The 23,595-nt window shown below is 71.1% G+C and carries 22 protein-coding genes and 1 pseudogene; 13 read left to right on the top strand and 10 right to left on the bottom strand.

Features of this window, described 5'->3' with window-relative positions:
- Nucleotides 1-83 precede the first annotated feature (83 nt).
- From ACZ62B_RS08315 to ACZ62B_RS08295, 5 genes are all read left to right on the top strand, one after another.
- On the top strand, nucleotides 84-1,910 hold the full coding sequence (locus ACZ62B_RS08315) for an acyl-CoA dehydrogenase (protein WP_469689469.1): 1,827 nt from the start codon (nucleotides 84-86) through the stop codon (nucleotides 1,908-1,910).
- Between the two features lie 189 nt (nucleotides 1,911-2,099).
- A complete protein-coding gene (locus tag ACZ62B_RS08310; RefSeq protein ID WP_468887464.1) occupies nucleotides 2,100-3,398 on the top strand; it encodes a M18 family aminopeptidase in 1,299 nt (432 codons plus the stop codon).
- An 88-nt stretch (nucleotides 3,399-3,486) separates the two neighbouring features.
- Nucleotides 3,487-3,738: a DUF6458 family protein gene (locus ACZ62B_RS08305; protein WP_344563086.1), complete on the top strand. Its 252-nt coding sequence runs from the start codon at nucleotides 3,487-3,489 to the stop codon at nucleotides 3,736-3,738.
- A gap of 96 nt (nucleotides 3,739-3,834) precedes the next feature.
- Nucleotides 3,835-4,050 carry a hypothetical protein gene (locus ACZ62B_RS08300; RefSeq protein WP_468887461.1) on the top strand — a complete coding sequence of 72 codons (216 nt, stop codon included), beginning with the start codon at nucleotides 3,835-3,837 and terminating at the stop codon, nucleotides 4,048-4,050.
- A 140-nt stretch (nucleotides 4,051-4,190) separates the two neighbouring features.
- Complete coding sequence (locus ACZ62B_RS08295; protein ID WP_468887459.1) at nucleotides 4,191-4,508, top strand: hypothetical protein; 318 nt, start codon at nucleotides 4,191-4,193, stop codon at nucleotides 4,506-4,508.
- Between the two features lie 15 nt (nucleotides 4,509-4,523).
- Here the strand turns inward: ACZ62B_RS08295 and ACZ62B_RS08290 are convergent, their stop codons facing one another.
- Complete coding sequence (locus tag ACZ62B_RS08290; protein WP_468887456.1) at nucleotides 4,524-4,916, bottom strand: cupin domain-containing protein; 393 nt, start codon at nucleotides 4,914-4,916, stop codon at nucleotides 4,524-4,526.
- A 51-nt stretch (nucleotides 4,917-4,967) separates the two neighbouring features.
- On the opposite strand from ACZ62B_RS08290, the gene ACZ62B_RS08285 reads away from it, so the two are divergent.
- Together ACZ62B_RS08285 and ACZ62B_RS08280 are read left to right on the top strand one after the other, a co-directional pair.
- Nucleotides 4,968-5,972 (top strand): GlxA family transcriptional regulator, encoded by a 1,005-nt coding sequence (locus ACZ62B_RS08285; protein WP_469689466.1) that lies wholly within the window; start codon nucleotides 4,968-4,970, stop codon nucleotides 5,970-5,972.
- The gene (locus tag ACZ62B_RS08280) at nucleotides 5,969-6,463 is read left to right on the top strand and encodes an LURP-one-related/scramblase family protein (protein ID WP_344563088.1); all 495 of its coding nucleotides are present in this window, start codon (nucleotides 5,969-5,971) and stop codon (nucleotides 6,461-6,463) included. The genes ACZ62B_RS08285 and ACZ62B_RS08280 overlap by 4 nt, the downstream gene beginning before the upstream one ends.
- A gap of 58 nt (nucleotides 6,464-6,521) precedes the next feature.
- Here the strand turns inward: ACZ62B_RS08280 and ACZ62B_RS08275 are convergent, their stop codons facing one another.
- Nucleotides 6,522-7,316, bottom strand: a complete 795-nt coding sequence (locus tag ACZ62B_RS08275) for a carbon-nitrogen family hydrolase (RefSeq protein WP_344563090.1) — start codon at nucleotides 7,314-7,316, stop codon at nucleotides 6,522-6,524.
- 182 nt (nucleotides 7,317-7,498) lie between these two features.
- On the opposite strand from ACZ62B_RS08275, the gene ACZ62B_RS08270 reads away from it, so the two are divergent.
- Complete coding sequence (locus tag ACZ62B_RS08270) at nucleotides 7,499-8,323, top strand: maleylpyruvate isomerase family mycothiol-dependent enzyme (protein WP_344563092.1); 825 nt, start codon at nucleotides 7,499-7,501, stop codon at nucleotides 8,321-8,323.
- Nucleotides 8,324-8,557: 234 nt separating this feature from the next.
- On the opposite strand, the gene ACZ62B_RS08265 is transcribed toward ACZ62B_RS08270, so the two are convergent.
- Both ACZ62B_RS08265 and ACZ62B_RS08260 read right to left on the bottom strand, forming a co-directional pair.
- Nucleotides 8,558-9,871 carry an MFS transporter gene (locus ACZ62B_RS08265; RefSeq protein WP_468720942.1) on the bottom strand — a complete coding sequence of 438 codons (1,314 nt, stop codon included), beginning with the start codon at nucleotides 9,869-9,871 and terminating at the stop codon, nucleotides 8,558-8,560.
- Entirely contained in the window at nucleotides 9,868-10,524 is a 657-nt protein-coding gene (locus tag ACZ62B_RS08260; RefSeq protein WP_344563096.1) for a GntR family transcriptional regulator, read from the bottom strand. The genes ACZ62B_RS08265 and ACZ62B_RS08260 overlap by 4 nt, the downstream gene beginning before the upstream one ends.
- A 230-nt stretch (nucleotides 10,525-10,754) precedes the next feature.
- On the opposite strand from ACZ62B_RS08260, the gene ACZ62B_RS08255 reads away from it, so the two are divergent.
- Both ACZ62B_RS08255 and ACZ62B_RS08250 read left to right on the top strand, forming a co-directional pair.
- The gene (locus tag ACZ62B_RS08255; RefSeq protein ID WP_344563098.1) at nucleotides 10,755-11,654 is read left to right on the top strand and encodes a D-alanyl-D-alanine carboxypeptidase family protein; all 900 of its coding nucleotides are present in this window, start codon (nucleotides 10,755-10,757) and stop codon (nucleotides 11,652-11,654) included.
- 50 nt (nucleotides 11,655-11,704) lie between these two features.
- Nucleotides 11,705-12,319 (top strand): annotated as a pseudogene (locus ACZ62B_RS08250) (DNA-binding protein); the annotation flags it as partial.
- Between the two features lie 81 nt (nucleotides 12,320-12,400).
- Here ACZ62B_RS08250 and ACZ62B_RS08245 read toward each other — a convergent pair.
- From ACZ62B_RS08245 to ACZ62B_RS08230, 4 genes are all read right to left on the bottom strand, one after another.
- Entirely contained in the window at nucleotides 12,401-13,777 is a 1,377-nt protein-coding gene (locus tag ACZ62B_RS08245) for a dihydrolipoamide acetyltransferase family protein (protein WP_469689463.1), read from the bottom strand.
- 10 nt (nucleotides 13,778-13,787) lie between these two features.
- Nucleotides 13,788-14,765, bottom strand: a complete 978-nt coding sequence (locus ACZ62B_RS08240; protein ID WP_344563102.1) for an alpha-ketoacid dehydrogenase subunit beta — start codon at nucleotides 14,763-14,765, stop codon at nucleotides 13,788-13,790.
- Between the two features lies 1 nt (nucleotide 14,766).
- Nucleotides 14,767-15,990, bottom strand: a complete 1,224-nt coding sequence (gene pdhA / locus ACZ62B_RS08235; RefSeq protein ID WP_468720946.1) for a pyruvate dehydrogenase (acetyl-transferring) E1 component subunit alpha — start codon at nucleotides 15,988-15,990, stop codon at nucleotides 14,767-14,769.
- A gap of 371 nt (nucleotides 15,991-16,361) precedes the next feature.
- On the bottom strand, nucleotides 16,362-18,002 hold the full coding sequence (locus ACZ62B_RS08230; RefSeq protein WP_468883560.1) for a protein kinase domain-containing protein: 1,641 nt from the start codon (nucleotides 18,000-18,002) through the stop codon (nucleotides 16,362-16,364).
- Between the two features lie 348 nt (nucleotides 18,003-18,350).
- Between ACZ62B_RS08230 and ACZ62B_RS08225 the strand changes: the two genes are divergently transcribed.
- Nucleotides 18,351-20,012 carry a protein kinase domain-containing protein gene (locus tag ACZ62B_RS08225; RefSeq protein WP_344563108.1) on the top strand — a complete coding sequence of 554 codons (1,662 nt, stop codon included), beginning with the start codon at nucleotides 18,351-18,353 and terminating at the stop codon, nucleotides 20,010-20,012.
- Between the two features lie 100 nt (nucleotides 20,013-20,112).
- Here ACZ62B_RS08225 and ACZ62B_RS08220 read toward each other — a convergent pair whose 3' ends face one another.
- Complete coding sequence (locus ACZ62B_RS08220) at nucleotides 20,113-20,652, bottom strand: bacterial proteasome activator family protein (RefSeq protein WP_344563110.1); 540 nt, start codon at nucleotides 20,650-20,652, stop codon at nucleotides 20,113-20,115.
- A 167-nt stretch (nucleotides 20,653-20,819) separates the two neighbouring features.
- Here ACZ62B_RS08220 and ACZ62B_RS08215 point away from each other — a divergent pair, with 167 nt between their 5' ends.
- On the top strand, nucleotides 20,820-21,485 hold the full coding sequence (locus ACZ62B_RS08215) for a hypothetical protein (RefSeq protein ID WP_469689459.1): 666 nt from the start codon (nucleotides 20,820-20,822) through the stop codon (nucleotides 21,483-21,485).
- A gap of 96 nt (nucleotides 21,486-21,581) precedes the next feature.
- Entirely contained in the window at nucleotides 21,582-22,418 is an 837-nt protein-coding gene (locus ACZ62B_RS08210) for a globin domain-containing protein (RefSeq protein WP_468883562.1), read from the top strand.
- 1 nt (nucleotide 22,419) lies between these two features.
- Here ACZ62B_RS08210 and ACZ62B_RS08205 read toward each other — a convergent pair whose 3' ends face one another.
- Nucleotides 22,420-23,403: an NAD(P)H-quinone oxidoreductase gene (locus tag ACZ62B_RS08205; RefSeq protein WP_469689457.1), complete on the bottom strand. Its 984-nt coding sequence runs from the start codon at nucleotides 23,401-23,403 to the stop codon at nucleotides 22,420-22,422.
- Nucleotides 23,404-23,595 lie beyond the last annotated feature (192 nt).

Raw genomic sequence — 23,595 nt, 5'->3', positions numbered from 1 at the left:
AGCTACTTGCCGGTACGTGAATCATGTGAATCAGTTGCGAGGAGTCAGTGCCTCGCCGATACCTCTCTTACGGAGCCGTCGCCATGGGGCACTACAAGTCGAATCTCCGCGACATCGAGTTCAACCTCTTCGAGGTGCTCGGGCGCGACAAGCTGTACGGCACGGGTCCGTTCGACGAGATGGACGTCGACACCGCGAAGAGCGTCCTCGAGGAGCTGACCCGGCTCGCGGAGAACGAGCTGGCCGAGTCCTTCACGGACGCCGACCGCAACCCGCCGGTCTTCGACCCGGAGACCAACACCGCGCCGGTCCCGGCGTCCTTCAAGAAGAGCTACCAGGCCTTCATGGACTCCGAGTACTGGCGCCTGGGCCTGCCCGAGCCCATCGGCGGCACCACGGCGCCCCCGTCGCTGATCTGGGCGTACGCGGAGCTGATCCTGGGCGCCAACCCGGCCGTGTGGATGTACTCCTCCGGCCCGGCCTTCGCCGGGATCCTGCACGACGAGGGCAACGAGACGCAGAAGAAGATCGCGCGGATCGCCGTCGAGAAGCAGTGGGGCTCCACCATGGTCCTCACCGAGCCGGACGCCGGCTCGGACGTGGGCGCGGGCCGCACCAAGGCCGTGCAGCAGGAGGACGGCTCCTGGCACATCGAGGGCGTGAAGCGGTTCATCACCTCCGGTGAGCACGACATGTCGGAGAACATCCTCCACTACGTGCTCGCGCGTCCCGAGGGCGCCGGACCCGGCACCAAGGGCCTGTCCCTCTTCCTCGTCCCGAAGTACCTCTTCGACTTCGAGACCGGCGAGCTGGGCGAGCGCAACGGCGCCTACGCCACCAACGTCGAGCACAAGATGGGCCTGAAGGCCTCCAACACCTGCGAGATGACCTTCGGCGACCGCCACCCCGCCAAGGGCTGGCTGATCGGCGACAAGCACGACGGCATCCGCCAGATGTTCCGCATCATCGAGTTCGCCCGCATGATGGTCGGCACGAAGGCGATCTCCACGCTGTCGACGGGCTACCTCAACGCGCTGGAGTACGCCAAGGAGCGCGTCCAGGGTCCGGACCTGGCCAACTTCATGGACAAGTCCGCGCCCAAGGTCACCATCACCCACCACCCCGACGTGCGCCGCTCGCTGATGACGCAGAAGGCGTACGCGGAGGGCATGCGCGCGCTGGTGCTGTACACGGCGTCGGTCCAGGACACGATCGCGGTGAAGGAGGCGGCGGGCGAGGACGCCAAGGCCGAGCACGCCCTCAACGACCTCCTCCTGCCGATCGTCAAGGGCTACGGCTCCGAGAAGGGCTACGAGCAGCTCGCCCAGTCGCTGCAGACCTTCGGCGGCTCCGGCTTCCTCCAGGAGTACCCGATCGAGCAGTACATCCGGGACTCCAAGATCGACACCCTGTACGAGGGCACCACCGCGATCCAGGGCCAGGACTTCTTCTTCCGGAAGATCGTCCGCAACCAGGGCGCGGCGCTGAACTCGCTGGCCGAGGACATCAAGAAGTTCCTGGCGCTCGGCGAGGGCGGCGAGGAGCTCGGCGCGGCCCGCGAGCACCTGGCCAAGGCGGCCGTCGAGCTGGAGGCCATCGTCGGCCTGATGCTCACCGACCTCGCGGCCACCGAGCAGGACGTCAAGAACATCTACAAGGTGGGCCTGAACACCACCCGCCTGCTGATGGCGTCCGGTGACGTGATCGTCGGCTACCTGCTCCTGCGCGGTGCCGCGATCGCCGCCGAGAAGCTCCCGACGGCCTCCGCCAAGGACGTCGCCTTCTACACCGGCAAGATCGCCGCGGCGAAGTTCTTCGCGGCCAACGTCCTGCCCGGCGTCACCCTGGCCCGCAAGGTCGCCGAGGGCGTCGAGCTGGACCTGATGGAACTGGACGAGGCGGCGTTCTAGCCCCTTCCCGGACCTCCCGGTCCTTCTCCGGATCTCCCGGTCCTTCCCTGGATCTCCCGGACCTCCTCCGGATCTCTCCGGACCTCCCGGGACCTCCCCGGACAGACCCCACGAGATCCAGCCGGACCCCGCCCGAGGGCCCGCTCCCGCACAGGGAAGCGGGCCCTCCCGCTCGTTAAGGTGAACCCCATGAGCGAACCCCCCCGCTTCGACCGCAGCCACACCGACGACCTGATGTCCTTCCTGGCGGCGAGCCCCACGCCGTACCACGCCGTGGCGAACGCCGCCGAGCGGCTGGAGAAGGCGGGCTTCAGGCAGGTCGCGGAGACGGACGCCTGGGACGGGTCGGCAGGTGGCAAGTACGTGCTGCGCGGCGGCGCGATCATCGCCTGGTACGTCCCCGAGGGTGCCCCCGCGCACACCCCGTTCCGGATCGTCGGCGCCCACACCGACTCCCCCAACCTGCGCGTCAAGCCCCGGCCCGACAGCGGGGCGCACGGCTGGCGCCAGGTCGCCGTGGAGATCTACGGCGGGCCGCTGCTCAACTCCTGGCTCGACCGCGACCTGGGCCTGGCCGGCCGGCTCTCCCTGCGCGACGGCTCCACCCGGCTGGTCAACGTCGACCGTCCCCTGCTGCGGGTCCCCCAGCTCGCCATCCACCTCGACCGCTCGGTCAACGCCGACGGCCTCAAGCTCGACAAGCAGCGGCACATGCAGCCGGTGTGGGGCATGGGCGACGACGTGCGCGACGGCGACCTGATCGCCTTCCTGGAGGAGGCCGCCGGGCTCCCGTCCGGCGAGGTCACCGGCTGGGACCTGATGGTGCACTCCGTCGAGGCACCCGCCTACCTGGGCCGCGACCGCGAGCTGGTGGCCGGCCCGCGCATGGACAACCTGCTCTCCGTGCACGCCGGCACGGCCGCGCTCACCGCCGTGGCCGGCCGGGGCTCCGACCTCCCCTGCATCCCCGTGCTCGCCGCCTTCGACCACGAGGAGAACGGCTCCCAGTCCGACACCGGCGCGGACGGCCCGCTGCTCGGCGGCGTCCTGGAGCGTTCGGTGTTCGCGCGCGGAGGATCGTACGAGGACCGGGCCCGCGCCTTCGCCGGCACCGTCTGCCTCTCCTCCGACACCGGTCACGCCGTCCACCCCAACTACGCGGAGCGGCACGACCCGACGCACCACCCGCGCGTCGACGGCGGCCCCATCCTCAAGGTCAACGTCAACAACCGCTACGCCACGGACGGTTCCGGCCGGTCGGTCTTCGCGGCGGCCTGCGAGAAGGCGGACGTCCCGTTCCAGTCCTTCGTCTCCAACAACGCGATGCCGTGCGGCACCACCATCGGCCCGATCACCGCCGCCCGGCACGGCATCAGGACCGTCGACATCGGCGTGGCCATCCTGTCGATGCACAGCGCCCGCGAACTGTGCGGCGCGAAGGACCCGTACCTGCTGGCGAACGCGCTGGTGGCGTTCCTCGACGGCTAGTCAACTGTCCGTCCGCCGACGGCGCATGGGTGCCGCCCGCCCGGGTACCCGGTCCGGACCGGAAACACCGGACAGGGAGGCGACACTCATGGGCCTCGGCGGATGCATCATCCTCATCGCCGTGGGAGCAATCCTCACGTTCGCGACCGACTGGGACATGCAGGGTGTCAACCTTGACCTGGTCGGCGTCATCTTCATGATCGTCGGCCTGATCGGCGTCGCGACGTTCAGCAGCATCGCCCGGCGTCGGCGGGTCGTGGTACCCCCCACCACCCCGGTCGTCGACGACACCACCCGCCCGCACACCCGTGACGGGTACAGCGACGGGTACGGGGTGTAGGGCCACCAGGGCCCGCGCCCCGGGCCGTCCGCCCCGGGAAGGATTTCAAGGAGACACCCACCCATCCCGGCAAGCAACTCAGGAATGTACTGAGTCATGGACTTCACCGTTGTCGCGCACGTCGTAGAGGCGGACCACGGCATCAAGCGGCTCTCGATGCGCTTCGTCGAGAAGTACGCGGCGCCGGAGCGGCAGCGGCCGAGCGTCGAGCTCTGCGAGGAGATCTCGAAGGAACTCGACAGGCTCGGGCTCATCTCGCTGCCCCGGCTCATCGACGACCACACCGAAGCGCGGACCCAGTCGGCCTCCTGACACCCGGGCCGGACATGGCCGCCGACCTCGACCGGTTGCTCCTCATCGGCCTGCGGACGGACGTGGAGAACCTGCGCCGGAGCGCCGTCCGGGAAGAGACCGGCGTCGGAGGACGAGGAGGTCTTGGAGGAAGCGGGGGCATGAGCTCCCGCCGGGCCCCGTCCATGTCCACGAGGACCGGGAGAAGCCGGGCCTCGCCGGTGGCGAGGCCCGGCCGCCCCTGCCGGTCGGCTCGGGGCGCGGACGCGGGCGCGTCGACGGGGTGGGAGGCCGCGCTGCGCGAGTTCGTGGACAACGAGCACCTGGACGTCCGGCGTTGTCTCCTTCCCGGACTGCCCCTGTGGAAGTCGGCCCATCCGCCGGAGCTGCACGACCTGGTGGACGCGGCGGTGAGGATCGCCCGGTCCCATCCGGACGCGTACCTCCGCCACCGCGTGGAACACCAGGTCGGCGGCTGACACCCGCACCGCCGGTCAGCCGAGCGGATGCCCCGTCGTCGTGTCCACGTGGGCCGGAACGTCGTCGTGGCGGTCGCCGGTGGTGAGGGTGCCGGTGGGCTCGAAGAGGAGGATCGCGGTGGGGGCGGGGGCGTGGGGCTTGTGCTCGGTGCCGCGGGGGACCGTGAAGACGGAGCCCTTCGGGAGGACGACCGTGCGCTCGCCGGACGGCTCGCGCAGGGAGATGTGCAGTTCGCCGTCGAGGACGAGGAAGAACTCGTCGGTGTGGTCGTGCACGTGCCAGACGTGTTCGCCCTCCACCTTGGCGACGCGTACGTCGTAGTCGTTGACGGCGGTGACGATGCGGGGGCTCCACTGCTCCGTGAAGGAGGCGAGGGCCCGGTCGAGGGAGAGGGGTTCCTGTGCCATGTGCTCATCGTCGGCGGTGCGCCGGCACGGCGACAGTGCTAGAAATCGCGCATGCCGCAAGGATCCTCTCAGCCCGTGCGCACCCACCGCGTCGCCGTGATCGTCGACGAGGGCACCAATCCGTTCGAGGTCGGCGTGGCCACCGAGCTGTTCGGGCTGCCCCGGCCCGAGCTGGGCATGCCGTGCGCGCCGTACCGGGTGACGCTGTGCACGCCCACGCCGGAAGTACCCATGAACCACGGGTTCTTCACCATGACCGGGGCGGCCGGGCTGGACGCCGTGGACGACGCCGACACCCTCGTCGTACCCGGGCGGCCGGACAACGTCGTACCGCGCGGCGCGGCCGTCCTCGACGCGATCCGGAGGACGTACGCGCGGGGCGCCCGTATCGTCAGCTTCTGCACCGGCACCTTCGCGCTCGCCGAGGCGGGCCTGCTGGAAGGGCGCCGCGCCACGACGCACTGGATGTGGGTGGACAGCTTCCGGGAACTGCACCCGAACGTGCTGCTGGAGCCGGACGTGCTCTTCGTGGACGACGGGGACGTCCTCACCGCCGCGGGCAGCTCGGCCGCCCTGGACCTGGGGCTGCACCTCTGGCGCCGGGACCACGGTGCCGAGGCCGCCAACGCGGTCTCCCGGCGCCTGGTGTTCGCCGCGCACCGGGACGGCGGGCAGCGCCAGTTCGTGGAACGGCCGGTTCCGCCCGTGCCGGACGAGTCACTGGGACCGTTGCTGGCGTGGGCGCAGGCACGGCTGGACGAACCGCTGACGGTGGCGGACCTGGCGGCGCGGGCGTCGGTGAGTCCGGCGACCCTGCACCGGCGTTTCCGCGCGCAGCTCGGTGCGACGCCGCTCGCCTGGCTGACCGGGGAGCGGGTCGCGCTGGCGTGCCGGCTCATCGAGCGGGGCGAGGCACGGCTGGACGTCGTGGCCGCGCGCAGCGGCCTGGGGACGGCGGCGAACCTGCGGGCGCGGCTGCGGCACGAGACGGGACTCAGCCCGTCGGCCTACCGGCGGCGTTTCGGAACGCGGGGCGGGGAAGCCCTGGATCCATGAGATTCCTTGTGCGGGACCGGATCCTCGGGATCGGGGACGACTACTGGATCGAGGACGACCACGGGAACAAGGTCTTCCTCGTCGACGGCAAGGCGATGCGGCTGCGGGACACCTTCGAGCTGAAGGACACCGAGGGGCGCGTCCTCATCGACATCCGCCAGAAGATGTTCGCCCTGCGCGACACGATGGTGATCGAACGCGGCGGGGAGCCGCTGGCGACGGTCCGGCGCAAGCGGCTGTCGCTGCTGCGCAACCACTACCGGGTGGCCCTGGCGGACGGCGGCACCGAGCTGGACGTCAGCGGCCGGATCCTCGACCGGGAGTTCGCCGTCGAGTACGACGGCGAACTGCTCGCCGTGATCTCCCGGCGTCTGCTGACCGTACGGGACACCTACGCCGTCGACGTCGTACGCGAGGACGCGGACCCGGCGCTGCTGATCGCGGTGGCGGTGTGCGTGATCCACCTCGCGGAGAAGGAGCGGGAGGACTAGGCCCCGGTCAGTGGCGGGAGGGCAGGGGCCTGGTCAGTGGCGGGAGAACCGGGGCCGGTCAGCGACTGGGGCGGTCCAGGCCCAGGACGCGGTCCTTGAGGGCCGGGAAGCGTTCGCGGGTGCCCGCCACCGTGGTGGGATCGAAGTCGACCGTGAGGACCTGCTCGTCGGGGCCCGCCTCGGCCAGGACCTCGCCCCACGGATCCACCACGATCGAGTGACCCGCCTGCGGAACTCCGGCGTGCGTCCCGGCCGTTCCACACGCGAGGACGAACGACTGGTTCTCCACCGCCCGCGCCTGAGCCAGCAGCGTCCAGTGGGACCGGCGGCGCTCCGGCCAGCCCGCCGGGACGACGAGGGTCTCGGCGCCGGCGTCGACGAGACCGCGGAAGAGTTCGGGGAAACGGAGGTCGTAGCAGGTCGCCACACCGACGACGGTGTGCGGCAGACGGACCGTCACCAGTGCGTCGCCCGCCCCCATCAGCACGGCCTCGCCCTTGTCGAAGCCGAAGCGGTGGATCTTGCGGTAGGCGGCGGCCGGCTCACCGGAGGGGGAGAAGACGAGCGAGGTGTTGTAGAGGGTGCCGTCAGGGGCACGCTCGGGGATCGAGCCCGCGTGCAGCCACACGCCCGCGTCGCTCGCGGCCTTGGCCATCGCCTCGAAGGTCGGCCCTTCGAGCGGTTCCGCCTCACTGCCGAACGCCTCGTACGCGAACGCGCCCGTGGTCCACAGCTCCGGCAGCACGACGAGATCGGCCCCGGCCTGATCCCGTACCATCCCGGCGACCCGCAGCCGACGCGATTCGACCGATTCGTCCTCGTTCACGGCGACTTGGAGCAAGGAAGCGCGCACACTACCACCGTCCTGGCATTCGGCCCGCGCACACGGGCCTACGATCGTCACACGAAAGCACTGCCGGGGTGCCTCACAGCAGCGTAACTTAGCGACCCGAGACACCCACGAAGTGCAGCCACCGCCCACTGGCACCGCCGCCACAACCTGCCCGTGTACCGACCGCCGAGGGGTCCCGTTCCGTGAGCCTGCATCCCACCCTCCAGCCCTACGCCGACGCCTGGACCCACTCCATCGAGGCGATATCCGAGCTGGTGCAGCCGCTCCCGGAGGCCGACTGGAACCGGCGGACGCCGTGCCCGGGCTGGTCGGTCCGCGATGTCGTCTCGCACGTCATCGGCCTGGACTCCGAGATGTACGGCGACCCCCGCCCCATCCACACGCTGCCGCGCGACCTGTTCCACGTCACCAACGACCACCAGCGGTACATGGAGATGCAGGTCGACGTGCGCCGCCACCACACGTCGCCGGAGATGACCTCCGAGCTGGAACTCATGATCATCCGCCGCAACCGCCAGTTGCGGAACGAGAACCGTGAGCCCGGCACCACGGTGCGCGGCCCACTCGGCACGGAGCTGACGCTGGAGGAGTCCATGCGCCGGCACGCCTTCGCCGTGTGGGCGCACGAGCAGGACCTGCGCACGGCCCTCGGCCGCCCCGGCAACCTCGACTCCCCCGGCGCGCACATCGCCCGTGACGTGCTGCTCGCCGAGCTGCCGCGCGTGGTGGCCGAGCTGGCGCAGGCGCCGCGCAGCTCGGCCGTGGTCCTCGACGTCCACGGTCCCGTGGAGTTCCTGCGCACCATCCGCGTCGACATCCAGGGCCGGGGCACCCTGGAAACGGCCCCGGCCCTCGGCCCGGCCGCCACCCTCACCCTCGACTGGGAAACCTACGTCCGCCTGGCCTGCGGCCGGGTGACGGCGGAAGCGGTGGCGGACAGGGTGAAGACGGAGGGCGACCTGGACCTGGCGGCGGCGATCCTGAGGTACTTCGCGGTCACCCCGTGACGGTCGCGGGCAGTCGTGCCGCAGGGCGGCGCGGGTGGGGGCGGGGGTCCCTCCCGCTCATGGGGGTCCCTCCCGCTCATGGGGGTCCCTCCCGCTCATGGGGGTCCCTCCCGCTCGAGCGAAGCCGAGAGTGGGGGAGAAGCCGAGAGTGGGGGAGAAGCCGAGAGTGGGGGAGGCACCCGGCAAGCGCCGACCTCGCGACCCACCCCCGCCCGGCGGCAACACCGGGCGCCGTCACACAGGCACATGTACAGAGGAAACCCGGCTCGCAACCAACCGCTCCCGCTCCGCCCGAGCCGCCCGCCTCCGCAACCGCAGAATCTGGGTGACCCCCAGAACCTGCAGCACAAACACGAACGAGAAGGCGACGGCATAGTCGCCCCCCGTCGCGTCCAGCAGCACCCCGACCGCGAACAACGTCGTCATGGAAGCCACGAACCCTCCCATGTTCGTGATCCCCGACGCCGTCCCCTGCCGCTCGGCCGGATTCGCCGGCCGGGCGAAGTCGAACCCGATCATCGACGCCGGCCCGCAAGCCCCCAGCACCACGCACAACACCACCAGCAGCCACATCGGCGCCGTATCCGCCGGATAGACCAGGGTCGCGGCCCACAGCACCGCCGTCGCCCCCACCGTCCCCAGCGCCAGCGGCAGCCGCGCCCCGTGCTGCCGGGCGATGACCTGGCCGTAGACGAGCCCGAAGACCATGTTGGACAGCACGACGAGAGTCAGCAGCTCACCGGCGACCGCCCGCGACAGCCCCTGCGCCTCCACCAGGAACGGCATCCCCCACAGCAGCAGGAACACCATCGCCGGGAACTGGGTCGTGAAGTGCACCCACAGCCCCAGCCGCGTCCCCGGCTCCCGCCAGGAAGCGGCGATCTGACGGCGTACGTAAGCAGCCCCCTGGTGCGGCACCGGCTCCGGTTCGTACCCCTCGGGATGGTCCTTGAGGAAGAACAGGAGCAGTACGAACACCACGAGACCGGCCACCGCGCTCCCCGCGAACGCCGCCGTCCAGCCGATGCCGTGCAGCAGCCGCGCGAGGACCAGCGTGGAGACGAGGTTGCCCGCCATTCCGACCAGCCCCGCCATCTGCGCGATCAGCGGCCCGCGCCGGGCCGGGAACCACCGGGTGCCCAGCCGCAGCACGCTGATGAACGTCATCGCGTCACCACAGCCGAGCAGTGCCCGCGAGGCGAGCGCCATGCCGTACGACGGTGAGAACGCGAAGCCGAGCTGACCGGCCGTGAACAGCACCACGCCGATGCCCAGCACCTTCTTGGTGCCGAGCCGGTCGACCAGCAGCCCGACGGGTATCTGCATGCCCGCGTAGACCAGCAGCTGGAGGATGGAGAAGGTGGACAGGGCGGAGGCGTTGACATCGAAGCGGTCGGCGGCGTCGAGGCCGGCCACACCCAGCGACGTACGGAAGATGACGGCGACGAAGTAGACCGAGACGCCGGTCCCCCACACGGCGAGGGCGCGCCGTCCGCCCGGGGGTGCCCCCTCCGGGGGAGGGGCCCCGGGCAGCGTGCCACTGCTCATCGCACCTCACCCCTGGCCAGGTGGGAGAACCAGCCGACGTGCCGGTGGACGACCCCGACGGCCGCCTCCGCGTCGCCGGAGCGCAGCGCCTGAAGGATCTCCCCGTGCTCGGCGAGGGTCTTGGCGATCCGGTCGGGGTGGGAGTGCATCACGGCGACGCCCATCCGGAGCTGGCGGTCGCGGAGCTGGTCGTAGAGGCGGGAGAGGATCTCGTTGCCGCCGCTGCGGACGATCTCGGCGTGGAAACACCGGTCGGTGACGGAGGCCCCGGCGAAGTCACCGGCCGCGGCCTGCTCCTTCTGCCGGGCGAGCAGCTCCTCCAGCCGCTCGATGAGGCCGGGCGGCGCGGGTACGGCCTTCCTGGCGGCGTGCTCCTCGACGAGCAGCCGGGTCTCGACGACGTCGGCGATCTCCTGCGCGGAGACGGGCAGGACGAGGGCGCCCTTCTTCGGGTAGAGCTTGAGCAGCCCTTCGACCTGCAGCCGCAGCAGCGCCTCGCGCACGGGGGTCCGCGAGACCCCCACGGCCTCGGCCAGCTCGCCTTCGGTGAGCAGCGTCCCGCCCTCGTAGCGGCGGTCCAGGACGCCCTGCTTGACGTGAGTGTAGACGCGGTCGGCGGCGGGGGGTTGCTTCAAGGGGGCCATGCTGGTCATGCGGACAGGATAGATACAACACGCACGCATGGAAGAATCCATCCACGATGCGGACTCCGATACGGGCTCCGGTGCGGGCTCCGACACGGAATCGGAGAAGTCGGAAGTGACCCCCGATCCACGCACAACCATCCGCACACGTCACGAGTCAGACAGACGCGGCCCCCTCATGGGCCGCACCTCAACTTGGCCGCAGGGTACGGCCATTCCAGGTAATCGGGGTATTCGACTTGAAGATCGGCATTCAGGGCATCCGTATCCGCAGAGCCGTCGGCGTCGCCATGACCACCGGCGCCGTGCTCGCCTCCGGAGCCCTCTACGCTGCGCCCGCGCAGGCCGCCGCAGCGCCGTCCGTCGTCGCCAAGGGCGGCTATGTGATGAACAACGCGAACGGCAAGTCGCTGTACACGAAGGCGGCGGACACACGCCGTTCGACCGGCTCGACGACGAAGATCATGACCGCGAAGGTGGTGCTGGCGCAGAAGAACCTGAACCTGGACGCCAAGGTCACGATCCAGATGGCGTACAGCGACTACATCGTGAAGAACAACGCCTCGTCGGCGCGGCTGATCGTCGGTGACAAGGTCACCGTGCGCCAGCTCCTGTACGGGCTGATGCTGCCGTCCGGCTGCGACGCGGCGTACGCGCTGGCGGACAAGTTCGGCTCGGGCACGACGCGTTCGGCCCGCGTGAAGTCGTTCATCGGCAAGATGAACGCCGAGGCGAAGAAGATGGGCCTGAAGAACACCCACTTCGACTCCTTCGACGGCATCGGGAACGGCAAGAACTACTCGACGCCGCGCGATCTGACGAAGATCGCGAGCAGCGCGATGAAGAACTCCACGTTCCGCTCGATCGTGAAGACGAAGAAGTACACGGCGAAGACGAAGACCAAGACGGGCAGCACCCGCACGATGGCGCCGTGGACCAACACCAACACACTGCTCAGCAGCTACAGCGGCACGATCGGCGTGAAGACCGGCTCGGGCCCGGAGGCCAAGTACTGCCTGGTCTTCGCCGCGACCCGCAACGGCAAGACGGTCATCGGCACGGTCCTCGCCTCCTCCTCCGCCACCCAGCGCGAGAAGGACGCGAAGAAGCTCCTGGGCTACGGCTTCGGCAAGATCTGACAGGTCGGAGAACGAAAGGCGCCCACCGCTCCAGGTGGGCGCCTTTCCGAGTGATCGAGACCGTTCAGCGGGAGGGTTCCTACTCTCTCGACGAGGCCGAGGTGCAGTCCTCCGAGCCCGGCGCTCCCATCGCCTACGCCATGCCGGAGCAGGTCGCCGAGGCCATCGTCCGGCTGGAGGCGCACAACCTTCAGCCGGACGAGAAGCTGGCCGACGGGCAGCGCGAATCGATCGCTTTGCAGAAGGAGATGGTGACCCTGCAGAGGGAGCTGCTGGTCACCCAGCAGGCCACCCTCGCCGTGCAACAGGCCATGGTCCGGGCGCTGGAACGCATCGCGGACCGGTTCGACACCCTCGTCCTCGTCCTCGAACGTCGGGCGCCCACCGCCCTCCTCACCGCGCGGCCCACCACCGAGTCGGTGCTGGCCGACTGGCGGCAGCGGCTGTCCGTGACCGAGGACGTGTGGGCGGTGGCCGTGGTCATCGCCCCGGTGCTCGTCGACCAGGGTGAGCTGCGCGAGCCGTTGGAGTCGATCGCCGCCCGTACGGGGCTTTCCGTGCGGCGCGTCAACGACTGCCTCCGGCTGCTGCGCAAGCACGCCTGCATCCGCTCGCGGGGCGGGGCCGAGGGCGGGGCTCCGGTGTACGTGCTCCATCAGGTCTGAGCGGACCGGCACAGCGGGAGGGGCGTCGCAATCCGAACTTGCGGCGCCCCTCCCGTCTCCGAACCTAGTGGTTCGTGACCGTCATGCCCAGGTGATCAGCCGCTTCGGCTGTTCCAGGACCGCCGCCACGTCGGCCAGGACCTTGGAGCCCAGTTCGCCGTCGACCAGGCGGTGGTCGAAGGAGAGGGCCAGGGTGGTGACCTGACGGGGCTTGACCTTGCCCTTGTGGACCCACGGCTGGGGCTTGATCGCTCCGACCGCGAGGATCGCGGACTCGCCGGGGTTGAGGATCGGCGTGCCCGTGTCGACGCCGAAGACGCCGACGTTGGTGATCGTCACCGTGCCCGCCTGCATGGCGGACGGGGAGGTCTTGCCCTCGCGGGCCGTCGAGACCAGTTCGCCCAGGGACTCGGCCAGTTGCGGCAGTGTCTTGGCGTGGGCGTCCTTGATGTTCGGGACGATCAGGCCGCGCGGGGTGGCCGCCGCGATGCCCAGGTTGACGTAGTGCTTGACCACGATCTCCTGGGCCGCCTCGTCCCAGGAGGCGTTGATCTCCGGATTGCGCTTGATGGCGACCAGCAGGGCCTTGGCGATCAGCAGGAGGGGGTTCACGCGCAGGCCCGTGAACTCCTTGTCCTGCTTGAGCTCCTCGACCAGCTTCATCGTCCGCGTCACGTCCACCGTCACGAACTCCGTGACGTGCGGCGCGGTGAACGCCGAGCCGACCATCGCCGCCGCCGTGGCCTTGCGGACCCCCTTGACCGGGATGCGGGTCTCGCGGGCGGTGTCGTACGACACCGGGGCGGCGGGGGCGGCGACCGGTGCGGCGGCGGCCGGGGCGGTCTCCTGCGGAGCCGGGGGCGCCACCGCCGCGTGGACGTCCTCGCGGGTGATGATGCCGTCCGGGCCGGTCGGGGTGACCGTCGCCAGGTCGACGCCCAGGTCCTTCGCCAGCTTGCGCACCGGGGGCTTCGCCAGCGGGCGCTCCTGGGAGACGGCGGGGGCACCGTGGCCGTTCAGCTCCGGCTGGGCCGCGGTGTCCGGGGCCGGCGTCTTGCGGGGGCGGCGGCGCGTCGAGGACGTCGCCACGCCGTAACCGACCAGGACCGGCTGGCGGGCCGCCGGCTGCTGCTCCTCGGGCTCCGCGGGCTCCTCGGCGGGGGCGGGTGCCTCCTCCTGAGGAGCCGGGGCCGCGCCGCCCGCGACGTCCACCGCGATGATGGACGTGCCCACGTCCACCGTGGTGCCCTCGGGGAAGTGCAGCTCGCGGACCACGCCGTCGTAGGGGATGGGCAGTTCGACGGCCGCCTTCGCCGTCTCGACCTCGCAGACCACCTGGCCGTCGGTGACCGTGTCACCGGGCTGGACGTACCACTTGAGGATCTCGGCCTCGGTGAGGCCCTCGCCCACGTCCGGCATCTTGAACTCGCGTACGGACGCGTTCGTCATCGTCGTCACGACCCTCTCCTCAGTACGCCAGCGAGCGGTCGACGGCGTCCAGCACCCGGTCCAGGTCCGGGAGGTAGGACTCCTCCAGGCGGGCCGGCGGGTACGGGGCGTGGTAGCCGCCCACCCGCAGCACCGGGGCCTCCAGGTGGTAGAAGCAGCGCTCCGTGATCCGCGCGGCGATCTCCGCGCCGGAACCGAAGAACACCGGCGCCTCGTGGACGACGACCAGGCGGCGGGTCTTCTCCACCGACGCCTGGATCGAGTCGAAGTCGATCGGGGAGACCGAGCGCAGGTCCAGCACCTCCAGGGAGCGGCCCTCCTCGGCCGCCGCGTCCGCGACCTCCCGGCAGAGCTTCACCATCGGGCCGTACGCCGCGAGCGTCAGGTCCGTGCCCTCGCGCACCACACGCGCGGTGTGCAGCGGGCCGGGGATCGCCTCGGTGTCGACCTCGCCCTTGTCCCAGTAGCGCCGCTTGGGCTCGAAGAAGATCACCGGGTCGTCGCTCTGGACGGCCTGCTGCATCATCCAGTACGCGTCCGACGCGTTCGACGGCGACACGATCTTCAGGCCGGCCACGTGCGCGAACAGCGACTCGGGGGACTCCGAGTGGTGCTCCACGGCGCCGATGCCGCCGCCGTAGGGGATGCGCACGACGACGGGGAGCTTGACCTTGCCCAGCGAGCGGGCGTGCATCTTCGCGAGCTGCGTGACGATCTGGTCGTACGCCGGGAAGACGAAGCCGTCGAACTGGATCTCCACCACCGGGCGGTAGCCGCGCAGGGCCAGGCCGATCGCCGTACCGACGATGCCCGACTCGGCGAGCGGGGTGTCGATGACGCGGCTCTCGCCGAAGTCCTTCTGCAGGCCGTCCGTCACCCGGAACACGCCGCCGAGCTTGCCGACGTCCTCGCCCATGACGACGACCTTCGGGTCCGCGTCCAGGGCGTGCCGCAGCGACTCGTTGATCGCCTTGGCCAGGGCCATCTTGTCCGTCATGTCACTTACCCCCGTCCACGTCCGCGAACGACGCCTGGTACGCCGCGAACTGCGCACGCTCCTCGTCCACGAGCGCGTGTCCGTCCGCGTACACGTTCTCGAAGATGGCGAAGTGGTCCGGGTCCGGCATGGCACGGACCGCTTCGCGCACTCGTTTGCCCAACGCCTCGCTCTCGGTCTCCAGTTCCGCGAAGAATCCCTCGTCCGCGTGGTTTGAGGCTTCGAGGTAGCGGCGAAGACGCAGGATCGGGTCCTTGGCCTCCCAGGCCAGGCGCTCCTCGTCGCCGCGGTAGCGGGTCGGGTCGTCGGAGGTGGTGTGCGCGCCCATGCGGTACGTGAACGCCTCGACCAGCGTCGGGCCCTCACCCGCGCGGGCCCGCTCCAGGGCCCACTTGGTGACGGCCAGGTTCGCCAGCACGTCGTTGCCGTCCACGCGGACGCCCGGGAAGCCGAAGCCCTGCGCGCGCTGGTACAGCGGCACGCGGGACTGCTTCTCGGTCGGCTCGGAGATCGCCCACTGGTTGTTCTGGCAGAAAAACACCACGGGGGCGTTGTAGACCGCGGAGAAGGTGAAGGCCTCGGCCACGTCGCCCTGGCTGGACGCGCCGTCGCCGAAGTAGGCGATGACCGCGCTGTCCGCGCCGTCCTTGGTGACGCCCATCGCGTAGCCCGTGGCGTGCAGGGCCTGCGAGCCGATGACGATCGTGTACAGGTGGAAGTTGTTGCCGTTCGGATCCCAGCCGCCGTTGTTCACGCCGCGGAACATGCCGAGCAGATTGGTCGGGTCCACCCCGCGGCACCACGCGACGCCGTGCTCACGGTAGGTGGGGAAGACGTAGTCGTCGTCGCGCAGCGCCCGGCCGGAGCCGATCTGCGCCGCCTCCTGCCCGAGCAGCGAGGCCCACAGGCCCAGCTCGCCCTGGCGCTGCAGGGAGGTGGCCTCGGCGTCGAAGCGGCGGGTGAGCACCATGTCGCGGTAGAGGCCGCGCAGGTCGTCGGCGGTGATGTCGGCGACGTACCGGTCGTACTCGGCGTTCTTGACGCGCTTGCCCTCGGGCGTCAGAAGCTGGACGAGGGCGGGCTCGGCGCTCTTCCCGGCGCCGGTGGCCTTCTTGGCGCTGGTCGCCTTCTTGGTGGTGCTGGTGGTGCGCTTGGTGCCGGTGGTGCCGGCCTTCGTTCCGGCGCTGCGTCGCGGTGTGCGCGCGGCAGTGCTCTCCACGGTCACGTGTGCTCCTCCGTCGGTCCGGCCCCCGGGGTTGCCGGTAGGCCAGTGCGGCTCACCTGTTCTCGACCACCGGGCACGGGGTGGGTGCCACTCGGCCGGGAACAGGCGTGACAGGTGCCCCGGCGAGCGCCCTGCAAGAGGCACGTTACCCAGTGCTCCACATCTCTGTGAAACCCCTCTGACCTGCGATTTTGCTTGGATTTCCAAGTAAATCGGGGAAGGCCCTGAAGGCGCGCTGGTCACAGCCTCGCAGGAGGCCGGAGCAACGGCACGTTATCCCGGCCACCCCGGGCTCGGGAAGGGTCGAGTTTCGCGACCGGAAGTGGTACGCCGCGCGGGGTGAGCCGGGGTGCGGCCGGAGCCGGCCGGGGTCAGCCGGTCACACCCTCGCTGATGCCCGTGCCGGCGTTCTCGCCGCCCGCGTCCGTGCCGCCGTTCTCGGTGCCGCCGTCCCCGGTGCCGCCGTTCTCGGTGCCGCCGTCCCCGGTGCCACCGTTCTCCGTGCCGCCGTCCCCGGTGCCGCCCGACGGGGACGGCTGCGTGGACGTCGGCGGGGCGCTCGGCGCCTCGCTCTCCGTCTCCGTCTCCGTGTACGTCGGCTCCGTGGACGGCGTGTACGGCTGCTCCCAGTTCCCGCCGGATCCCGTACCCGGGTCGGTCTCGGTCTCCGTGCCGGGGTCGGTCGTCTCCTCGGTCGCCTCGTCGCTCGGGCTCTCGCTGGCCTTCTCGTCCCCGGTGCTCTGCGTCACGGACGGCGACGTGTCGGTCTTGCCCCCGCCCCCGCCCCCGCCGCCGTTGTTCAGCGCCAGCGCGACGCCCGCCGCGACGGCGATCACCGCGAGCACCGCGAGGACCCACAGCTTGCCGCGGCCGCTGCCCTTGTTGCCGTGGCCCTCGAAGCCGCCGTCGTCACTGCCGTACCCACCGCCGTACCCGGCGGGCAGGATCGGCTGCGGGATCGCCGCCGTGCCGGAGACGTCCGGGTGCGGCATCGCGGTCGTGCCCGCGAAGCCGGCCGCCGGGGTGCGCGGGCCCTCGTGCATCTCCACCGGGCCGGTGTTCCAGGTGCCGGTGTGACCGCCCTGCTCGTAGAGCATCTGCAGCGCGTACTGGATCAGCCCGCGCATCTCCTCGGCCGTCTGGAAACGGTCGTCGGGCTCCTTGGCGAGGGAGCGCATGACCAGCCCGTCCAGCTCCGGCGGGCAGGCGTCCGAGGCCTCCGACGGGGGCGTGGGGATGTCCTGGACGTGCTGGTAGACCACCGACAGCGGCGTCTCACCCGTGAAGGGGGGCCGCAGCGCCAGCAGTTCGTAGAGCAGGCAGCCGGTGGCGTACAGGTCGGACCGGTAGTCGACGGCCTTGCCGAGCGCCTGCTCCGGGGAGAGGTACTGCGGGGTGCCCATGACCATGCCGGTCTGGGTCATCGTCGTGGACGCGCCGTGCAGCGCGCGGGCGATGCCGAAGTCCATCACCTTCACGGCACCGTTGTGGGTGATGATGACGTTGGCCGGCTTGATGTCGCGGTGCACGATGCCGTGCTGGTGCGAGTAGGCGAGCGCCTCCAGGACACCGGAGACGATGATCAGCGCCTGCTCGGGGCCCGGGGCCTCGGCGTTCATCAGCAGGTCGCGGATGGTGCGGCCCTCGACGATCTCCATCACGATGTACGGGACCGACTGGCCGCCGACGATGTCCTCGCCGGAGTCGTAGACGGCGACGATGGCATGGTGGTTGAGACCGGCCACCGACTGCGCCTCGCGCGTGAAGCGCGCCTTGGAGACGGGGTCCTCGGCGAGGTCGGCGCGCAGCAGCTTGACGGCGACGGTGCGGCCGAGACGTACGTCCTCGGCGGCGAACACCTCGGCCATGCCGCCCCGGCCGAGCCTGCGGGTCAGCCGGTACCGGCCGTCGCCGACGAGCCCGCCGTTGCCCCAGTTGTCCGGCGCGTCCGAGATGCCGCCGCCAGTCGCCTCGGGGTCGGACGGGCCCTGAGCGCGCTGCTGCTGTGCCATCAGTCCTCGCCGTCGTTTCTGCCCGCGGTGCGCGCGGTGTTGTTACGGTCTTCGTCGGCCACGCTACAGCCTCGGCGTGTGCCCCCGGTCCGGGACGGGCCCCCGGGACCGGCACGAGACGGACCGGTCATGAAACCCGCACTCCGTACTGTCGTGCAAATTCCGTGTACCGGTAGTACGACCGCTGTAACGCTTCCGCGACGCTTCCTTCGCGTACGGTCACGGAACGGGCACCGCGCTTGACGTGTCAGTGGCCTGGGGCAGACTTGGCCGGGAATAGAGCATGGGATCTACGACGGAGCGGCCACCGGGACGGCGGCGCCGGAGAGGCTACGGGGGACGCGGAACATGAGCCAGGACGGCGCACAGGGCCACAACGCGGGGCGGGCGCTCGCCGGCGGACGTTACCAACTGCGGGACCTGCTCGGCCAGGGTGGCATGGCCTCGGTCCACCTCGCCTACGACAGCGTGCTCGACCGCCAGGTCGCGATCAAGACGTTGCACACGGAACTCGGCCGGGAGCAGGCCTTCCGTGAGCGCTTCCGCCGCGAGGCCCAGTCCGTGGCGAAGCTCACGCACACCAACATCGTCTCGGTCTTCGACACCGGCGAGGACGACGTGGACGGCATGACGACGCCGTACATCGTCATGGAGTACGTCGAGGGCCGCCCGCTCGGCTCCGTGCTCGACGAGGACGTACGGCAGCAGGGCGCGATGCCCGCCGACAAGGCGCTGAAGATCACCGCGGACGTGCTGGCGGCCCTGGAGATCAGCCACGAGATGGGGCTGGTCCACCGCGACATCAAGCCGGGCAACGTGATGATGACCAAGCGCGGCGTGGTCAAGGTCATGGACTTCGGCATCGCCCGCGCCATGCAGTCCGGTGTGACGTCGATGACGCAGACCGGCATGGTCGTCGGCACCCCGCAGTACCTCTCCCCGGAGCAGGCGCTCGGCCGGGGCGTGGACGCCCGCTCCGACCTGTACTCGGTCGGCATCATGCTGTTCCAGCTCGTCACCGGACGGCTGCCGTTCGAGGCGGACTCGCCGCTGGCCATCGCGTACGCACACGTGCAGGAGGAGCCGCCGGTCGCGTCCTCGATCAACCGTTCGCTGCCGCCGGCCGTGGACGCGCTGATCGCCCGCGCGCTGAAGAAGAATCCGAACGAGCGCTTCCCCAGCGCGGAGTCCATGCGCGGGGAGTGCCTGCGGGTGGCGCAGTCCTTCCACCCGGCCCCGCCGAGCATCGTGCCGGGCGCGCAGGCGCAGAGCGGCGCGGGCGTCGGCTCCGCGGTGTTCCCGCCGGTCGGCCAGGCGCCGCAGGCACCCACGGGCAACGTGCAGACGCCGTACCAGCCGACGCCGGCGCCGCAGCCGTACGGCACCCCGGCGCCGTCCGCGCCGTCACCCGCGTACGGCTACCCGCAGCAGGGCGGCTACCAGACGCCCGCCCCGTCGCCGTACGCGTCCCAGCCCCAGCCGGGGCCGGGGACCCCGCCGCCGTACAACATCACGCCCCAGACGTCCGGCTCGACGGGCGGCTCGGGCGGCGGCGGCCGGAACAAGCCGGTGATCATCGGGTCGGTCGTCGTCTCCCTCGTCGCCGTCGGCGGGCTGATCGCGGCGCTGATGATGAACGGCGGTGACGAGGACCCGCAGGCCGGCGGAGGCGGCGGTGCCTCGGCCTCGGCGTCGGCGACCAAGGCGGAGGGCTACCGCGGGCCGGACACGAAGAAGACGATCGACAAGGAAGAGTGCGAGGACCCGGACGAGTCGTACAACGACCCCGACATGGTCCGGATGCCGAACTTCAAGTTCAAGTACATCGGGTCGGTGAAGGAGTGCCTCCAGGCCGCCGGCTGGGGCAGCTTCAAGATCCTCGAGGTGGACGAGAACACCTACGGCGAGGGCTCCGTCCGGGAGCAGTACCCGCCGGCGGGCACGGACGTCGACCCCGAGAACATGCCGCAGATCACGTTCAAGGTCTCGACGGGCAACCCCCCGTCCTGAGCCCCGGCCGTACACGACACGGCCGTACACGACACGGCGAAGGGGCCCGGCATCGGATGCCGGGCCCCTTCGTGGTGTTCGGACAGGGACGTAGCGCGGTCTACAGGTACGGGCCGCCCGAGCGGCCGCCCGGGTGCGGTTCCTCCGAGCCGTCGCCGACGCCGGGCGGGAGGGCGCGGCGCATCTGCTCGAGCTGGGCGCGCGCGGCCATCTGCTGGGCGAAGAGCGTGGTCTGGATCCCGTGGAACAGGCCCTCCAGCCAGCCCACCAGCTGGGCCTGCGCGATCCGCAGTTCGGCGTCGCTCGGGGTGCCCTCGTCCGTGAAGGGCAGGGAGAGCCGCTCCAGCTCCTCGACCAGCTCCGGAGCCAGACCGTCCTCCAGTTCCTTCACCGAACTGGCGTGGATCTCCTTGAGGCGGACCCGGCTGGCCTCGTCCAGGGGAGCCGCGCGCACCTCCTCCAGCAGCTGCTTGATCATGCTGCCGATCCGCATGACCTTCGCCGGCTGCTCCACCTGCTCCGTCACCGGGGTCTCGCGGGAGTCCTCGTCTCCGGTGCCGCCGCTGAGCGCCATACCGTCCTGGCCGACGACCAGGATCTGCGGATTCTCCGGCGACCGTTCGTTCCTCGGCATCTCCATGCCGCCATTGTCGCGCACGGCCGTGCGCCGTTTCGGCGGTGCCCCCGAAAGCGGGTTCCCAGCGGGTTTCTCCGGCGGGGGTCCACCCGACGGACGTATCCGGAATGCCGGGATCGTGCGGTGGTGCCAGGCTGTGTGGCGTCCATCCGGCCCATCTTGCCGACGGTGTGACCGAGCACCGGACGGCGCGGGAGGTCACGGTCGTGGCTCCATGGCTGCGTGTAGTGGGGGCGACGGTTGTTCTGGTCACGGGTGCGGCGGTGGTGCCGTACGCGCCCCTCGGCACGGGGGTGGCGTACGGGGTCGGCGCCGCACCCTCTTCCGCGTCCCCGTCCCCTCCGCCCTCGTCCACCTCGCCCTCGTCGTCGCCCTCCGGGGAGCCGTCGCGGGCCGGGAGCCGGCCGGGTGAGGGCCGGGACCGGCCGGGGCGGCACGAGGGGGCCGAGAGGGAGTCGCGGGAGCGGGAGCAGAAACGGGAACGGGAGCGGGAGCACGGCGACCGGGACGGTCCGGACGACGGGGGCGCGGGCGTCGTACCGCGCGAGCCGGGGCGTGCCGAGGGGGCGGACGAGCCGCCACCGCGGCCGGGGGACGACGAGGCCGTGTCCCGGACACCGGACGCGGGCGACACCGTCCCGCGGACACCGGCGTCCCAGGTGGCGGTCCCCGTGCCCTCCGCGACCTCGCGGGCGGCGGAGCCGGACACGGCCGCCTCCTCCACCGAGCCCGTACTGCGCGTCCTGCCGCTCGGCAGCGGCCTGATGCTCATCGGACTCGGCTTCGGCCTCGCCTTCGTCGCCCTGCGCATGCGCCAGGGGCGCGGCACGTCCTGAGCCGGCGGACTCCCCCTGCCGGGAATCTCCTGACAGGCCGCGACGAACCCGGCAGGGTGTCTCCCGCAGACCCGACGACAGGGGGAGACGCTCAGCATGGTCACGACCGTCGAGTACGTCCGCTACCGGATCGCACCGGACGACCAGCAGGCCTTCGAGAAGGCTTACGCCAAGGCCTCCGAGGCGCTGGCCACGGCGCCCGAGTGCATCGACTACGAACTGTCCCACTGCCAGGAAGAGCCCGACCGGTACGTTCTGCGCATCCGCTGGACGTCCGTCGAGGACCACCTCCAGGGCTTCCGCGAGGGGGAGCACTTCCCCGCGTTCTTCGCCGCGATACGGCCGTACGTCACGGCGATCGAGGAGATGCGCCACTACCTCACCACCGACGTCGTCGGCAGCGGCGGGGCCGACCCGAGCGGGCAGGCCGACGCGCGGCCCGTGACGGACGCGAAGCACGCGCCGGACGCTCCCGGCACTCCCACGATCCACGCGTGGATGGGCGGCGACACGGCCCTCGACCGCCTGACCGAGGTGTTCTACGGCCATGTCCGCGAGGATCCGGTCCTGGCGCCGGTGTTCGCCGGCATGGACGACGAGCACCCCCGGCACGTCGCGCGGTGGCTCGCCGAGGTGTTCGGCGGGCCCTCGGCGTACACCGCCGACCGCGGCGGCCACCCGCACATGGCCTCCCGGCACCTGGGCCGCGGCATCACCGAGCAGCAGCGCCGCCGCTGGACGGACCTCCTGCAGGACTCGGCGGACGAGGTCGGCCTGCCGGCCGACCCCGAGTTCCGCGCCGTCTTCCTCTACTACATCGAGTGGGGCACACGCATGGCGGTGCTGTACTCGGGCGGGAATCCGCCCCCGGTGGACGCGGCCGACGTGCCGCGCTGGAAGTGGGGGCAGACCCCGCCCTGGCAGCCGTCCTGACTCAGTTCGGTGTGACCAGCAGGACCTTGCCGATGTGGCCGCTGTCCTCCACGACCCGGTGGGCGGTGGCCGCGTCCGGCATCGGGATCTCGCGGTCGATGACGGGGCGGACCCGGCCGCTGGTGACGAGCGGCCAGACGTGTTCGCGTACGGCCGCCACGATCGCCGCCTTCTCCTCCAGGGGCCGGGCGCGCAGCGAGGTCGCGCTGATGGCGGCGCGCTTGCCGAGGAGGGCGCCGATGTTCAGCTCACCCTTCACCCCGCCCTGCATGCCGATGATGGCGAGCCGTCCGTTGACGGCGAGGGCCTGGACGTTGCGGTCCAGGTACTTGGCGCCCATGTTGTCGAGGATCACGTCCGCGCCCGCGCCGTCGGTGGCCCGCTTCAGCTCGGCGACGAAGTCCTGCTCGCGGTAGTTGATCAGGATGTCGGCGCCGAGTTCGGCGCAGCGCTCCAGCTTCCGAGTGGTGCCGGCGGTGACGGCGACCCTCGCGCCGACGGCCTTCGCGAGCTGGATCGCCATCGTGCCGATGCCGCTGGAGCCGCCGTGCACGAGGAGGGTCTCGCCGGGGCGGAGGTGGGCGACCATGAAGACGTTCGACCAGACCGTGCAGACGACCTCCGGGAGCGCCGCGGCCTGGTCGACGGTGAGCCCCTCGGGGACGGGCAGGAGCTGTCCGGCCGGGACGGCGACCTTCTCCGCGTAGCCGCCGCTGGCGAGCAGCGCGCAGACCTCGTCGCCGACGGCCCATCCGCTCACCCCGTCGCCGAGCGCGGCGATCCGTCCGGAGCATTCGAGACCGGGGTGGGGGGAGGCGCCGGGCGGGGGGTTGTAGAAGCCCTGCCGCTGGAGGATGTCGGCCCGGTTGACGGCACCGGCCACCACCTCGACCAGGACCTCGCCGGGGCCGGCCACGGGGTCGGGGACCTCGTCCCACACCAGCGCCTCGGGCCCACCGGGTTCGGGAATCGTGATCGCATACATGAGGGGGACGGTACTCCCGGGGCGGGCACGCGGGCCGGACCGGCCGCTCGGGGGACCGGGCCCGCCGCTCGGGAAGACCGGATCGGCCGCTCGGGAAGACCGGGCCGGCCGCTCCGGGAAATCCGTGTGCGGGAGCGATGAGTTTGCGCGACGGTGAAGGTCTGTCCATGCGTAGCCGCAAGCACGCGGAAG

This window comes from Streptomyces sp. NPDC053426 (assembly GCF_055585405.1).
Note: the sequence above shows the minus strand (reverse complement) of the source record. Positions and strands in the feature narration are given on the sequence as shown.